This is a genomic window from Nocardia terpenica (assembly GCF_013186535.1).
Taxonomy (GTDB): domain Bacteria; phylum Actinomycetota; class Actinomycetes; order Mycobacteriales; family Mycobacteriaceae; genus Nocardia; species Nocardia terpenica.
Window position 1 is genome coordinate 40676 of record NZ_JABMCZ010000005.1, and the last position, 15677, is coordinate 56352.

The 15677-nt window shown below is 73.7% G+C and carries 11 protein-coding genes; 6 read left to right on the top strand and 5 right to left on the bottom strand.

Annotation, left to right across the window (positions count from 1 at the left end; genetic code table 11):
• Positions 1-40 precede the first annotated feature (40 nt).
• Positions 41-3004 carry a crotonase/enoyl-CoA hydratase family protein gene (locus HPY32_RS45895; protein WP_309247569.1) on the bottom strand — a complete coding sequence of 988 codons (2964 nt, stop codon included), beginning with the start codon at positions 3002-3004 and terminating at the stop codon, positions 41-43.
• A gap of 103 nt (positions 3005-3107) precedes the next feature.
• Between HPY32_RS45895 and HPY32_RS36080 the strand changes: the two genes are divergently transcribed.
• Complete coding sequence (locus HPY32_RS36080) at positions 3108-3770, top strand: TetR/AcrR family transcriptional regulator (protein WP_171983236.1); 663 nt, start codon at positions 3108-3110, stop codon at positions 3768-3770.
• Between the two features lie 306 nt (positions 3771-4076).
• On the opposite strand, the gene mshC is transcribed toward HPY32_RS36080, so the two are convergent.
• From mshC to HPY32_RS36100, 4 genes are all read right to left on the bottom strand, one after another.
• Entirely contained in the window at positions 4077-5333 is a 1257-nt protein-coding gene (gene mshC, locus HPY32_RS36085) for a cysteine--1-D-myo-inosityl 2-amino-2-deoxy-alpha-D-glucopyranoside ligase (RefSeq protein WP_067588903.1), read from the bottom strand.
• A gap of 167 nt (positions 5334-5500) precedes the next feature.
• Entirely contained in the window at positions 5501-6334 is an 834-nt protein-coding gene (locus tag HPY32_RS36090) for an SCO1664 family protein (RefSeq protein WP_067588901.1), read from the bottom strand.
• A 3-nt stretch (positions 6335-6337) separates the two neighbouring features.
• Entirely contained in the window at positions 6338-6922 is a 585-nt protein-coding gene (locus tag HPY32_RS36095; protein WP_067595890.1) for a DUF3090 domain-containing protein, read from the bottom strand.
• A 24-nt stretch (positions 6923-6946) separates the two neighbouring features.
• Positions 6947-7711, bottom strand: a complete 765-nt coding sequence (locus tag HPY32_RS36100; protein ID WP_067588899.1) for a histidine phosphatase family protein — start codon at positions 7709-7711, stop codon at positions 6947-6949.
• 866 nt (positions 7712-8577) lie between these two features.
• On the opposite strand from HPY32_RS36100, the gene HPY32_RS36105 reads away from it, so the two are divergent.
• The 5 genes from HPY32_RS36105 (at position 8578) to HPY32_RS36125 (ending at position 15663) form a co-directional block, all read left to right on the top strand.
• The gene (locus HPY32_RS36105) at positions 8578-9540 is read left to right on the top strand and encodes an aldo/keto reductase (RefSeq protein ID WP_067595889.1); all 963 of its coding nucleotides are present in this window, start codon (positions 8578-8580) and stop codon (positions 9538-9540) included.
• Between the two features lie 50 nt (positions 9541-9590).
• A complete protein-coding gene (locus tag HPY32_RS36110; protein WP_067588897.1) occupies positions 9591-10631 on the top strand; it encodes a heme/hemin ABC transporter substrate-binding protein in 1041 nt (346 codons plus the stop codon).
• Entirely contained in the window at positions 10628-11737 is a 1110-nt protein-coding gene (locus HPY32_RS36115) for a FecCD family ABC transporter permease (RefSeq protein ID WP_067588895.1), read from the top strand. The genes HPY32_RS36110 and HPY32_RS36115 overlap by 4 nt, the downstream gene beginning before the upstream one ends.
• A 94-nt stretch (positions 11738-11831) precedes the next feature.
• Positions 11832-12680 (top strand): heme ABC transporter ATP-binding protein, encoded by an 849-nt coding sequence (locus HPY32_RS36120; RefSeq protein ID WP_067595888.1) that lies wholly within the window; start codon positions 11832-11834, stop codon positions 12678-12680.
• Positions 12681-12783: 103 nt separating this feature from the next.
• Positions 12784-15663 (top strand): toll/interleukin-1 receptor domain-containing protein, encoded by a 2880-nt coding sequence (locus tag HPY32_RS36125; protein ID WP_082871459.1) that lies wholly within the window; start codon positions 12784-12786, stop codon positions 15661-15663.
• Positions 15664-15677: the final 14 nt, after the last annotated feature.

Below are 15677 nucleotides of genomic sequence, written 5' to 3' on the forward strand. Positions count from 1 at the left end.
AATCCTGCCGACACCGGCCCCGTTCACCGAAACCGCTGCGTCAGCGACCTTTCCACACCGGCGGACGCTTCTGCGTGAACGCCAACATCCCCTCCGCGGCATCCTCGGACGACAGGGCCGCCCCGGCGATCTGTCCCTGACGGGTGAACCCTTCCCCGGTCGGCCAGTCCACCGACTCGTCGATAATGCGTTTGCTCGCGGCGACACTCAGCGGCGCGTTGACCGCGATCCGCTCCGCCAGCGCCAGCGCCGCCTCGAGCGCCCCACCGGGCTCGGTGAGCTCGTTGACCAGGCCGAGTTCGGCGGCGCGGGCCGCGGTGATCGGGTCGCCGGTCAGCGCCAGCTCCATCGCGATCGCGCGCGGCAGCCGCCGCGCCAGCCGCAGCACACCCCCGCCGACCGCGACCAGGCCGCGCTGGACCTCCGGGATCCCGAACAGCGAATCCCGGGCGGCCACCACCAGATCCGCCGCCAACGCCAGCTCGCACCCACCCGCCAGCGCCGGACCCTCCACCGCCGCGATCAGCGGCTTACCCGGCGGCCTCGCCGCGATCCCCAGCGGCCCGCGGCCCTCGGTGACCGGCACCTCACCCCGCGCGGCGGCCTTCAAATCCATTCCGGCACTGAAATATCCACCCGCCCCCGTCAGGATCGCCACCCGCGCCGCGGGATCGGCCTCGAACCCGTCCAGGGCCCGCTCGATCCCCACCGCGGTCGCCAGATCGATCGCGTTGCGCACCTGCGGCCGGTTCACCGTGATCACCGTGACCGCGCCGCGCCGCGCCACCAGCACCGGCGGTGGCGGCGGCGCGGGCAACGCCACCCGCTCGGACCCCTCGACACGAATCCCGTCCTGCGACACCGTCACCGGCAACCCGAGCAGATCCCCCTCCAGCAGCGCCGCGATCAGCTCGGGCTCGCCGCGGCGCAGCAGCACCCGCTCCCCGGCCGGGGTGAGCACGCTCAGCACCGCCGCCTCCGGCGCCCCGTCGCGGCCGTGCGGCACCGTATACGCCTCCACCACCGCCGGACCGCTGTAGCCGCTGCGCGCCGGGCGCGCCGGGGGATGCTCGATGACCGGCCGCAGATGCCGGAACCCGCGGGCGGGTGGCGTCGCCGAATACACGCCCAGCGCGTGTTTGGTCATATACCAGCCCAGCGACGTGGCCAGGCCGAAGGATTCGGGCTCGGCCCGCAACGTGGCGACCATCGTCGCGACCGCGTGCCCGCCGTAGTTGTTGCCCGGGCCGCCGCCGAAGCTCAGCCCACCGGTCACCGACAGCGGCCGCCGTGGATCCTCGAGCGCCAACCCCAGCTCCCGCGCCGCGATCTGCACCGCCACCGGGAAACACGCGTACAGATCCACATGCCGCACCCGCTCCGGCCCGATCCCGGTGTGCGCCAGCGCCGCCGCGCCCAGCGCCCGAATCGCCGGGGACGCCGCCAACTCGGCGCGCTCACTGGTGAACCACTCGTCGTGCCCGGACGCGCCCGCGTGAATGAACACCCACTTGTCCTGCGCCACCCCCGCCGCCTGCGCCGCCGCCGCACTGCACACCACGATGCCGCTGGCCATATCGACCTGCAGGTTCGCGCATTCGAGCTTGGTGTAGGGCAGCGACACCATCCGATTGTCCGGCGACACCGTCGCGATCTGCGCCGCACTGAATTCCCGCGGCCGCCACGCGTATTCGTTGCCCGCCGCGACCGCCGACAGCCGCGACCACAACCGCGCGACCGCGGCGGCGTGCTCGGCGGGGGTGCGGCCGAGCCGATGCCGGTTCGCCGACTCCAGCAGCGCATACACCTCGACCGGCGCGATCAGCCCCGCCGCCGTCTCGGCCGCGTTACCGGCGGGCTTGTCGACGCCGACCGTGCGCGTGGGCCGCACCCCCGGCCCCTGCTCCGGCCACCGCAACACCGTCCCGGCGCGCTGGGCCGCCGCCTGCGTCGCCCCCGCCTCCGCGCCCGTCACCAGCACGATGTCGTAGTCGCCCGCCGCGACCGCGGCCGCCGCCTCGTTGATCAGCAGCTGGCCGCCGTCACCGCCGAAGGCGCTCGACTGCACCGTCTCCACCCCGCCGGCCCCCACCAGTTCGGCCACCGCCGCACCCAGATCCCGGTACTGCCACGACGCGCACGCCACCGCGAACACCGCCTGCGCCTGCCGCAGCAGCCCCGCACCCGGCCCGGCGTCGGCGGCCGCGCGGCGCAGCGCCGCCGCCGCCAGCCGCGCGGGATCGCGGGCCGGATCCGGGTCCCGCTGCACCAGCTGCCCCACCCCCACCAGCACCGGCGTCGCCGGATCCAGCTCCACCCCGGACGCGACATGCCGCACCGGCGCCCGCGCCCCGCGCGGCCGCGCCGGGCCCGCCGCCGCGATCGCCTCCGGCAGCCGGGCCAGCGAATCGCGCAGGGCCGCACCGAGACTGCGCGTCACCGACCCACCCAGCGGGCCCTCGATCGGCGGCCCCGCCAGCCCCGCATCGAAGCACACGGTGGTCTCGGATCCGGTGGGCGCCACCGTGATCCAATACCCCAGCCGCACCCGCTGCGGGCCCTCCCCCCGCACCGCGAACCCCGCCTGCCCGGCCTCGGTCACCGTCCAGCGGATATCGGCGGGCAACCCCATCACCAGCGCCTGCTGGGTAAAGGTCAGACCCTCCCGCAACACCCCCGGCGGCAGCCCGCGCCAGCCCGCGTGCGGCGTGAACCACTCACCCAGCCGCGACAGATCCGCCAGATACGCCGCCACCGCCTCGACCGGCGCCGCGATCACCTGCGCCGCATGCACCGTCGTGGCGAACTCCGCCAGCCCCGGCGGCGGCACATGCCCCGGCGACACCGCCGCGGGCCGCGCACCGAACACGCCCGCCACCAGCTCCCGCAGCAGCCGCGGATCCCGCCGCGCCGCCCCCACCAGCGCCGCCCCCACCAGCGCCGCCCCCGCCCGCAACGGCCCGCGCACCGCCCGCAGACGCTCCACACCCGGCACACGCACCACGGCCACCCTCCTCCACGAGTATGAGACCATTACAAAGGTAATAGTCTCGACGGGTCAAGGGCAGCGCCCGCACGATCCGCACGCCAGCACCGGGAGGACGGCAATGACCAGGCCCGGCACCCCGCTGCCGACCCTGCTGCGCCGCGCCGCCGGACGCGCCCTCGGCGGCGAAACCGGCAGCCGCGCCACCGATCTCGACGCCCGCATCCTCGACGCCGCGATCACGGTGCTGGCCCGGCGCGGCGCCCGCGCGGCCACCATGGGCGAGGTCGCCGCCGCGGCCGGGGTCGGCCGCGCCACCGTGTTCCGCCGATTCGCCAGCAAGGACGCGGTCTTCGAGCGGGCCCTGACCCGCGAGCTCACCACCCTGCTCGACACCCTCGCCCAGCGGCTGGCCGCCCTCGACGACCCCGCCGACCAGGTCGCCGCCGGATTCGCGACCTGCCTGCGCCTGCACCGCCACCCCCTGCTGCACGGCGCCGACCCCGCCCACCGCGCCGAGTTGCTCGACGCCCTCACCCACGGCGACCCCGCCCCGATCGCCCTGGCCCATCACCGGGTCCGCGCCCACATCGCCCACGCCCAAGCGGCCGGGCGGATGCCGCCGGGCGACCCCGCCGCCCAGGCCGACGCCCTGGTGCACATCACCCTCGGCTACCTGTTCGCCCCCAGCCTCGCCGTCGACCTGGACACCCCCGGCGCCGCCGACACCCTCGCCCGCGTCGCCATCGCCCCCATCCTCACCGCCCCCCGCCCCCGCACATGACGATGCCACCGGGGTCGGGGGTTCCCGGTGGCATCGGGGCAAACGGTGTCGACACGTGTGGGCGACGGTCGCACCGCCATGGGCCTCATCCGCTCGGTGATGAATTAGCTGACCCGTAGCCAATTTAGCGTACGACGTTGCCGCATGCTAGCTGTGCCGCGCTGCGAATTTCGCGGCGCCGGTACGCAATCGCCCGAATTGCCCACTGTCAGCGCCGTGATCTCGGCTGGCCACCCGACGAAACCACCACCGGGAAGTACTTTGCCATTTCTGCCAAGATCAATTGCCTGCCGGTAACTTGCCGCTTCAGCTGCGGGCCCCCGCGCACAGCTCGATGCCGAGCAGGGCGTCCACGGCGTCGGCGATCAGGCCCGGCGCGCTCGCGTCCGGGCCGCCGTACTCCACCGCCTGCCGGGCCCAACTATCCACCGCGGCCAGGGCTTTCGGGGTGTCCAGGTCGTCGGCCAGGTGCTGGCGCAGCCGCGCCACCGTGTCCTCCGCGTCCGGGCCCGACGCCAGCCGCGTCGCCGACCGCCAGCGCTCGAGCCGCGCCCGCGCCTGCTCGAGCGTCGCGTCCGACCACTCGCGATCGTGGCGGTAGTGCCCGGCGAACAGGCCCAGCCGGATCGCCGCCGGATCCACCCCCGCCCGCCGCAGCCGCGACACGAACACCAGGTTGCCGCGCGACTTGGACATCTTCTCCCCGTCCAGGCCGATCAGCCCGGCGTGCACGTAGTGGCGGGCGAACCGGCGATGGGCCACCACCGCCTCGGCGTGCGCGGCCGAATACTCGTGATGCGGATAGATCAGATCGCTGCCGCCGCCCTGAATGTCGAACTCCGGGCCCAGCCGGTTCAGCGCGATCGCCGCACACTCGATATGCCAGCCCGGCCGGCCCGCACCGAACGGCGCCGGCCACGACGGCTCACCCGGGCGCGCCGCCCGCCACAGCAGCGCATCGATCGGATCCCGCTTACCGGGACGCTGCGGATCCCCGCCCCGCTCGGCGAACAACCGCTCCATCGTGGCCCGGTCGTACCCCGACTCGTAGCCGAACTGGGCCGTCGCGTCGTGACGGAAATAGATGTCGGGGAACTCCGCGTCCGCCACCGTGTACGCCGCGCCCGACGCCAGCAGCTTGTCCACCAATTCCACGACCTCGCCGACCGATTCGATGGCGCCGATGTAGTCGCGCGGCGGCAGCACCCGCAGCGCGGCCATATCCTCGCGATACAGCGCGATCTCCCGCGACCCCAGCTCCCGCCAGTCCACCCCGTCGCGGGCGGCCCGCTCGAACAGCGGATCATCCACATCGGTGACGTTCTGCACGTAATGCACCGCGTGCCCGCCGTCGCGCAGGATCCGGTTCACCAGATCGAAGCTCAGATAGGTGGCCGCGTGCCCGAGATGGGTCGCGTCGTAGGGGGTGATGCCGCACACGTACACCGTGGCCGTGGCACCCGCCGACACCGGGCGTACCCGACGATCGGCGGTGTCGAACAATCGCAACGGCGGTCCGGATCCGGGGACGGTCGGGACGGCGATATCGGACCAGGACTGCATGATTCGAGCGTAAAGGTCAGGTCGACACCCGCGCCCGCCGCCCCCGCTCACCGGTGGTTTACGCCACGTTCACCGACGGGGTGACCTGCGCGCGGGCCCACCGCGCCGCCGTGTCAACGGTTGCAATTACCCCGCGCGCAACCCGGTCGAACCGGGCGTGTCGCACCTCAGAACGCGGGCCAGGGAATCGGGCGATCGGTCACCGGCAGCGGCATCACCGGATCATCGAGCAACCGCCGCCCCCGCGCGCCCAGCGCCTCGATCTCCGCGTCGGTGATGTGCTCGGCCAGCTCGTCGCCCACCTCGCCGGGCAGATCCTTCACGAAAGCGCCGATATCGCCGAGCAATTCCTCATCCACCCGCTGCCCGGCCCACCCCCACAGCACGGTGCGCAGCTTCGGCTCGGTGTGCAGGCAGATCCCGTGGTCGACACCGTACACGCCGCCGTCGAGGCCCTCGAGCGCGTGCCCGCCCTTGCGGTCGGCATTGTTGAGCAGCACATCCAGCACCGCCATCCGGTGCAGCCGCGGATCGTCGGCGTGCACCAGCGACACCCGCGCACCCGACCCGTCCACCGCGCGCAACACCTCGCGGAACCCGTCGGGCACCGCGCCCACCGGCACCAGATCCACCAGATCCAGCCGGTCCCCGGGCGCGCCGTCGTGATCGACCGAGTCCACCCAGCGCTGCACCATGCCCGGACCCAGCGGGCCCTCGCGCAGGATGGTCTGCGGAATCACCTCCCAGCCCAGCGCCCGCGACACCAGATACGACGCCACCTCACGCCCGGCGAGCGTGCCGTCGGGGAAATCCCACAGCGGCCGCTCCCCGCGCACCGGCTTGTACACCACCCGCACCGGTGCGGTCGCTGCAGTGTTGCCATCCGCGCCGATCTCGCACACCAGGGTGAGGTTGCTGGCGGTGCTCACCCGGCCGATGATCGACAGCTCACCGGTGTGGAACCCATCGGCGTCACCGGGGTCGGCCGCCCGCGCGCGCACCGCTCACTCCTCGAGATCGGCCGCGCCGAAGATATCGCCGCGCTTGTATCCGTTGGTGCGCACGCACATGTGCCCCTTCGACGACAGCGGCTCCCCGCACAGCGGGCACGGCGGGCGGCCCGCCGCGATCACCCGCGCCGACCGCAACGCGAACTCCCGCGCCTGCGACGGGGTCAAAAACACCCGCACCGCGTCCGGGCCCTCCTCGGTGTCGTCGAGCACCACCGACTCGTCGACCTCGGTCTCGGTGATCGCCAGCAACTCGACCACCACCGCCCCGGCATCCGCGTCCCAGCCCAAACCCATTGTCCCGACCCGGAATTCGGCGTCGATGGGCATCTGCAGCGGGGCGGTGTCGCTGACCTCGTCCGCCTGCGGGGGCACATTCGCGCCGAACCGGCGCGCCACCTCGTCCAGCAGCAACCCCATCCGGTCGGCCAGCACCTTCACCTGCTGCTTCTCCAGCAGCACGCTGACCACCCGGGGCTCCTGCACAGCCTGCAGATAGAAGGCGCGATCGCCAGGCTCACCGACGGTTCCGGCGACGAAACGATCGGGGGTGCGAAATACATGGATTGCTCGGGCCATCTGCACCTCCTGAAACCGACTGCACTACTCGCCACCCGAATCGGGGCGGTCCGCATTCCCATTATCCGTGTTCCCCACCGACTCCACCGGGTCGGCCGCCGCCGCGCCGACCTCGCCGCCGGGCACCGGTCCCGCCGCCGCCCCGGACCGTTGCTCACCGGTTGCCGCCAGGGCGGACAGGTCGGTGCCGGTGTCGTTGAGCCGCCACACGAACGGGGCGGTCGGGGTGTAGCGGACGACGCTGATCGACGCCGGCTCCACCACCAGGCGCTGGAAGCCGTCCAAATGGATACCGAACGCGTCGGCCAGCACCGACTTGATCACATCGCCGTGCGAGCAGGCCACCCACAGCACGTCGCGGCCGTGGCGCTGCGCGTACTCGCGGTCGCGGGCGCGCACGGCCGCCACCGCCCGCTGCTGCACCTGCGCCAGACCCTCCCCGGCGGGGAACACCGCGCCGGAGGCGTGCCGCTGCACCACCTTCCACAGCGGCTCGGTGACCAGCTCGGCCAGCGGGCGGCCGGTCCAGTCGCCGTAGTCGACCTCGAGCAGCCGCTCGTCGGGGTCGGGTTCCAGGCCCAGTTTGTCGGCCAGCGGGCCGATCGTGCGGGTGCAGCGCAACAGCGGCGAATGCACGATGTACTCGATCGGCAGCGTCGCCAGCCGCTGGGCCACCGCCTGGGCCTGCTCGCGGCCGCGGTCGGTGAGATCGACCCCCGGGCTGCGGCCGGCCAGGGTGCGCGCGGTGTTCGAGGTCGACACCCCGTGCCGCAGCAGGATCACCGTCATGCTGCCCAGCCTAGGCGATGCCCCCGCCCCCGCCAGCCGACCACGACCCCCGCCCCGCCCTTTTCCGGCCCGCCTCACACCCCCCGCACCGGTGATCATGGGGGCCCACAAGCACTTTCACCGCGCACGCCCCCGCCGCGGCCCGCCTGTCCGCTTCGCTGCCAGCGAAATCGCCACGCGCGAGCCCGCTTCCCCGACCCCGGCGGTCCCGGTCCTCGCCGATACGTCCCATTCCTTGCACGACGTGCGAATTCGCATCCACGGCAAACCTGCGGGGCGTGACGGCACCGAGCTCACCGGCAGGCCACCCGCAGGCCCGCGTCCGGGACTCGTCCGGGCCGACCCACCGCAGCCGTGTCCGTCTCGTCGACCACCGGAATATGGCGGCTGCGGTCCGGACCGACCGGGACCGGCGCGGCACCGACCGTGCACGGAATGCGAAGTCGCAGAGGCGGTACCACCAGCGGGAGCGGGCGGCCTCGAGACGACCGCCACGGGGCCTCGGGACGGCCGTCGCAGGGCGAGGACCGATCCGACCGACAACGCACGGTGGGACCGGGCGCGGTAACGGACCGGTATGCACGAGCCCGGCCCGCCGCAGCCGCGACACGCCGTGTGCCGGGGGCGAATTCGCGACACGCGGCGCGAATTTCCGGAGCAGGCGGTCGGTTCGGCGCAGCCGTAGGGGTGCGCGGGTGCCGTCCGGACCAGCCGCTGCCTGGGCGCATGCGGCGCAATTTCGCAGCGACCGCCCCCGGGTGGCCAACCTGCCGACCGATCGGTCCGGCGGTTCGCGGGGGCATAGCCGGACCCGAACCGGTTGGGGCCCTAGGCTCTTTACCCGTGACGGAAGTGTGGGCACGGTGATGGAACAGCGAGCGGTCGGGCGCAGCGGATTACGGGTGTCCCGGATAGGGCTGGCCACCCACACCTGGGGCAAGGAGACCGACGCCGAGGACGCGTCGGCGCAACTGGTGGCCTTCGTGGAGGCCGGCGGCACCCTGGTCGACACCTCCCCCGCCTACCAGGGCGGCGCCGCCCAGCGCATCCTGGGCACCCTCGTCGACGAGATCGTCCCGCGCGGCGACCTGGTGCTCAGCGGCTGCGCGGGCCTGGCGCCGGTGCCCGGCATCACCGACCCGGCCGGCGGCCCGGCCAGCGACCTGCACTGGACCGTCGACGCCTCCCGGCGCACCCTGCTGCGCCAGCTCGACCACACCCTCGCCGAACTCGGCACCGACCACCTCGACCTGTGGAGCGTGGCCGCCTGGGATCCGCTCACCCCGCTCGAGGAGATCACCGCCACCGTCGAGGACGCGGTCCGCTCCGGCAAGGTCCGCTACGCCGGGGTGCGCGGCCTGTCGGCCTGGCAGCTGGCCACCTTCGCCGCGGGCGCGCCGATCACCGCCGCCCAGCACCCGTACTCGCTGCTGGCCCGCGGCCCCGAACGCGACCTGGTGCCCGCGGCCCACCACCACGGCGTCGGCCTGATCGCCACCACCGCCCTCGCCGGCGGCATCCTCACCGGCAAATACCGCGACGGCGTGCCCGCCGACTCCCGCGGCGCCGACGAGACCGCGGGCGCCGAGCTGCGCGACCACCTCGACGAGCACGCCGCCCGCGTCGTCGACGCCCTGGTCACCGCCGCCGACGGGCTCGGCACCTCACCGCTGGCGGTGGCGCTGGCCTGGATCCGCGACCGGCCCACCGTCGCCGGCCTCATCGTCGGCGCCCGCGACATCGGCCAGCTCACCGGCATCCTCGCCGCCGAAACCCTGGAACTGCCCCGCGCCATCGCCGCCGCCCTCGACGACGTGAGCCGCGGGTAGAGGGGCGGGCCGCTGCGGGCCGGTCACCGCCACCACTTAGGCTTGCCTTCATGAGCCGTTTCGACCGTGTCCGCGCCGTGTCCGCCCGCCTGCTGGTGGCGGCCCTCGGCGCGGCGCTGCTCGCCGGGGTGGCCGCCTGCGGGCCCGCGACGACCGCGGCGCGCGCCGGGCAGCAGGGGCCCGCGACCGCCTCGATCGGCGACCCGGACCCGGTGCCCATCGGGCCCGCGCCCACCCCGGTGCTGCCCGCGACCGTGCACTCCTTCGACGGCGCCGACGTCACCGTCACCGACGTCAGCCGCATCATCGCCGTCGACCGCTTCGGCACCCTCGCCCAGACCGTCTACGCGCTGGGACTGGGCCCGAACCTGATCGGCCGCTCCACCGCCGCGTCGTTCCCCGCCGTGCGCGACGTGCCCTCCGTCGCGAGCGGCAACGGCAGCATCAATGTGGAAGCCGTTGCCGCGCAACGGCCCACGGTGTTCCTCACCGACACCGTCAGCGCCACCCCGACCCTGCGCGACCAGCTGCGCGCCCTCGGCATCACCGTCGTCTACTTCGACCCGCAACGCACCCTCGACGGCGTGGTGCCGCAGATCGAGGCCGTCGCCGCCGCGCTCGGGGTGCCCGGCCCGGGCCGCGCCCTCGCCCAGCGCACCCACGACGAGATCGCCGCGGCCGAAGCCGCCGTGCCCCACCGGAATCCGCCGCTGAAGATCGCGTTCCTGTACCTGCGCAGCGCCGCCATCACCTTCCTCGGCGGCCCCGGCTCCGGCGGCGACGCCATGATCGCCGCCATCGGCGGCATCGACGCGGGTACCGCCGTCAAGCTCACCGAGCCCTACACCCCGATCACCAGCGAGGCCATGATCGCCGCCGCCCCCGACGTGCTGCTGGTCATGTCCGACGGCCTCGGCTCCGTCGGCGGCGTCGACGGCCTGCAGAAGGTCCCCGGCATCGCCCAGACCCCCGCCGGACACAACAAACGCGTCGTCGACATGTCCGACGCCGTCGTCATCAGCTTCGGCCCCAACACCGGCCGCGCCCTGGCCGCCCTCACCAAGGCCGTCTACGGCACCGAGCACGCATGATCGACCCGACCACCTCCCCCGGGACCGACCCGGGTCGAATACCGGAAACGGCCGCGGCGCCGCCGACGAAGCGGTGGTCGCGGGTGGCGATCGTGTTCGCGGTATCGGTGGCGGCGCTGGTGGCGCTGGCGCTGGCGTCGGCGGCGATCGGGCAGGTGCCCACCACCCCGCTCGAGGTCGCGGGCAGCGTGCTGCACCGCATCGGCCTGGACTGGGGGCCGCTGCCCCGCCATCCCGCCGGAGACGTGACGCTGTGGCAGGTGCGGTTCCCGCGCGTGGTGCTGGCCGTGTTCGTCGGGTCCGCGCTCGCGACGGCGGGCGCCCTGTTGCAGGGGGTGTTCGCGAACCCGCTCGCCGAGCCCGGCGTGATCGGCGTGTCCGCGGGAGCCGCGGTCGGCGCGGGCATCGTGATCGTGGTCGGCGGCGCGTTCGCGGCGGCCTGGTCGGTCGCCGGGGGCGCGTTCGTCGCCGGGCTGGGCACCACGCTGCTGGTGTATCTGCTGTCGCGGTCACGCGGGCGGACCGAGACCGTCACGCTGGTGCTCACCGGGGTCGCGGTCAACGCGTTCGCGGGGGGACTGCAATCGTTTCTGCTGTTCACCGCGTCCCCGGCGGCGCGCGATCAGATCGTGTTCTGGCAGATGGGCAGCCTCAACGGCGCCACCTGGCAGTCGGTGGCGGTGGTCGCGCCGCTCACCGCGCTCGGCGTCGCCGCCGCCGTGCTGCTCGCACCCCGCCTGGACCTGCTGGCCCTCGGCGAATCCGCCGCCCGCCACCTCGGTGTCGACGTGGAACGGTTGCGGCGCAACGTGATCGTCGTGGTCGCCGTGCTGGCCACCGCCGGGGTCGCCTTCACCGGCGTCGTACTGTTCGTGGGCCTGATCGTGCCGCACGTGGTCCGCATGCTCGTCGGCCCCGCCCACCGCGTGCTCATCCCCATCTCGGCCATCCTCGGCGCGGTCGTGCTGCTCGCCGCCGACATCGGCGCCCGCTCCCTGGTCACCAACGCCGACCTGCCCCTGGGCATGCTCACCTCCCTCGTCGGCGGCCCCTTCTTCTTCTGGCTGCTGCGCCGCACCCGCGCCCGCTCGGGAGGCTGGGCATGACCACGGTGCACCTCGAGCGGGAGGGCGGACATGCGTAGGGCGCGACGCTCGATCACCGGCGCAGCGGCGGCGGGCCTGCGCCGGGAGGATGGCCATGAGTAGCGCACTGCGTGGGCTGACCACGATCTTCGGTCGGGCGCACGGGATTCCGGAGACGCCGCGGCCCGGGACGGTGACGATGCGCGCCCGGAAGGTGAGCGTCGATCGCGGGGCCGGGCGCAGGGTCCTCGACCACATCGACCTCGACGTCGTCGCCGGGCAGATCCTCGCCCTGGTCGGACCCAACGGGGCGGGCAAGTCGACACTGCTCGCGGCGCTCGCCGGGGAACTCGAACCCGCCACCGGCACAGTCGAACTCGACGGGCGGGCACTCGCCCACCGGAGCGCGGTGGACATGGCCCGCCGCCGCGCGGTCCTGCCCCAGAACCACACCGTCGGCTTCCCGTTCACCGCCCGCGAGGTCGTCGCCATGGGCCGCGCCCCCTGGGCCCGCACCCCCCGTCAGGACCGCGACGAGGCCGCGATCGCCGCCGCGATGACCGCCACCGACGTCACCCACCTGGCCGCCCGCCCGTTCCCGGCCCTGTCCGGCGGCGAACGCGCCCGCGTCGCGCTGGCCCGCGTCCTCGCCCAGGACACCCCCACCCTGCTGCTGGACGAACCCACCGCCGCCCTCGACCTCGGCCACCAGGAACAGGTCCTGCACCTGGCCCGCGACCGCGCCACCGCCGGCGCCGCCGTGGTCGTCGTCCTGCACGACCTCGGCGTCGCCGCCGCCTACGCCGACCGCGTCGCCGTCGTGCACCACGGCCGCCTCGCCGCCGACGGCCCACCCCGCGCCACCCTCACCACCGACCTGCTCACCCACGTCTACGCCCACCCCGTCGAAGTCCTCGACCACCCCGTCACCGGCGCCCAACTCGTCCTACCCGTCCGCCGCTGAAACAACCCGACCGGCACGAAACCGGTGCGCTCCCAGATCTTTCCGAGTGAAAACCCGACGGCCGCGGCACTGCTACCCTGACAGTGCCGCGGAGGGGGTTTCGATGACTGTTGCGGCCGTGCGCTCCACACTGCTCCGCTACCGGCTCGTCCGCGCCGACACCGGATACGGCGCGTTCTTCTCCTACAGCGGCGACCGCGACCGCCGCCTGCTGCCCCGCCTGCAGCGCGCCATCGAAAAACAGTCCCGGCCCTGGTACCGGCCGCCGCGCGTGCGCATCTTCCTCGACTACAGCGGCATCTCGGTCGGGCCGCGGCTGCGCGCGAAAATCGAAGCCGGACTGGCCCGCTCACGCTGGCTGGTCGTCATCGCCTCACCCGAGGCGCGCCGCTCCACCTGGGTCGACCGCGAAATCGACTGGTGGCTCACCCACCGCTCGGTCGACACCCTGCTGCTGGTGGTCTCCGACGGCGCCCTGGTCTGGGACGAGCGGCGCGGCGACTGGGACCCCGACCGGTCCACCGCCCTCCCGCCGCGCCTGCTCGGCACCTTCCCCGACGAACCGGTGTGGAAGACGATTCCATGGCACGACTCCGGCCGCGACCCCGATATCGACAGTGCCGCGGTCAGTATCGCCGCGGTCGTGCGCGGCATGCGCGAAGACGACCTGACATCCGAGGGCCTGCGCGACACCCGCCGTAACCTGCGCTGGGCGCGGGCGGTGGCGCTCGTGCTCGCCGCGCTGCTCGTGGCGGCCGGGGTGATCGCCCGCATCGCCGTCGGCCAGAAGAACACCGCCGACGACCAGGCGCGGATCGCGTCGACCCGGCTGATGGCCTCGGTCGCCGACGGCCACGCCGCCACCGACGCGCGTGCCGCGCTGCTGCTGGCCGTCGCCGCCTACCGCACCGCCCCCGATCCGAACACCCTCGCCGCCCTGTACCGCGCGAACCTGGCCAGCCCCACCCTGGTGCGCGGCGTCACCACCCCGGCCCCGATCACGCAGCTGGAAACCAGCGCCGACGGCCGGACCGCGGTGGCCGGACTCGGCGACGGGCAACTCGTCGCCTGGACCGCGACCGATCGAACGCTCGCCCCGATCACGAGCCTGGCCCCGCCGCTGTCCTCGATCGCGGTCAGCGCCGACGCCACGGTGATCGCCGCCGCCGCCGGAACCCACCTGCGCCTGTGGCGAAAGACCGGCGGCCCCCTCGATCTCGCCGTGCCCGACGGCCTGACACCGCAGCAGGTGACCGTCCTGCCCTCCGGCGCCGTCGTGGCGGTGCAGACCACCACGACCGCCCCCGCGTCCGGGGCACTGCTGCTCTACGACAGCGGATCCGGGCGGCTGCGGGACCGCTTCGCCACCGACGCGCTGATCGCCCAGGCCGGTGTGCCCGGCCTCGGTGTGCGAACGGTGCTGCCGCTGTCCGACGACGACCTGCTCCTGCTCGACCACGCCTACTGGGTGCGCATCCGAGTCCGGGACGGAACGGTCGAGGACACCGGCATCGGCGAACTACCCGACCTCGCCGACGGTCTGATCGGACGACCCTCCGGCAACGGCGAGCTCTACAGCGCCAGCAACAACGGCGGCGCCACCGACATCTACCGGCTCCACGGACCGAAACGATTCCCGGCCGACGACATCGCGGCGACACTGTCGGCGATCACCCCCGCCACCGGCGTCGAACCCCCGGCGGTACTGGACCGCAACGGCGACACCGCCGCCCTGCTCGCCCCCGACGGCAGCATCTACCTCGCGCCGATCGCCGCCGCCGCGACACCCCGGCCCGCCGCCGTCCGGCTCACCGGGGCACAGATCCGATCCGGCGACCTCATCCGCTTTCTGGGCGACTCCGGTCACCGGGTGCTCGCCGCGACCGGTGACCACCTGATCCTGTGGGACACCGATCAGATCGACCGGCTGTCGGTCACCGCCGCCGCCGCGATCCCCCAGGTGTGCAACGCCTGTCCGCGCCCGACGGTGCAGATCTCCCCCACCGACACCGAGATCATCGTCTCCAGCGGCGTGGACAACGGCCAAGCCCCCGACTCGACCGATATCGACCGCGAGGAGAACGCGAAGTATCGCTTCACCGTTGTCCGGCCACTCCCGCTCAGCAGTGCACCCGGCCGATCCGTGCCCGTCGACGGCATGCCCGCCTGGCCGGATCCGGCGCACCCGGTGCTGCTCACTCATCAACGGGCCCAACCCGATTCGCCGACCCCACCCCCGCTCGCCGTCCTCACCGCTCCGTCGCCCGAGGCGGTGCTGAGCGGCGCCTGGTCCGGGCCCGACCCCGCCACGGTGCTGTCGCTCGACGCGAACGGCACCCTCTCCGCACAGAACACATCAACCGGCGCGATCACCGCACAGCGCACCGCCCCCGCCCCGGCCACCGGCTACGGCCCGGTCGTATCGAACCGGCGCTTCGCCGCCTACCTCAGCCGCCGCGACGTCACCATCGTCGACTCGGCCACCCTGGGCATCGCGGCACACCTCGACGGCCGCGATGTCACCGCCCTCGCCTACGCGGGCCCGCAGCTGCTGATCCACCGCGGCCGCGACCTCGAGGTGTGGACCGAGAACGGCTCGACCCGCCTGCGCACCCTCACCGGCATCGGCCCACCCGGCCACTGGGAATCCTTGGCCGCCGACGACGCCGCCACCGTCGTCGCCCACCTGGACGACGCGGGCTCGATCATCCTCGACGACCTGCGCACCGGCACGAACCTCGCCACCATCCCGGGCGGCCCCGCCGCCGCGGGCATGACCGGACTCGCACTGTCGCACAACGGAAAACACCTCCTTACCGCCACCGGATCCTGGCGCGCCCCCGAAGGCACCCTCACCGACCACGACATCGCACCCGACACCCTCGTCCGCACCGCCTGCGACCGTGCGGGCACCGACCTCACCCCACAGGAATGGCGCGATCTGGTCGGGATCCGGCGACCACCGACCGCGTCGTGCCCGTAGCCCCGCGGCCGCGA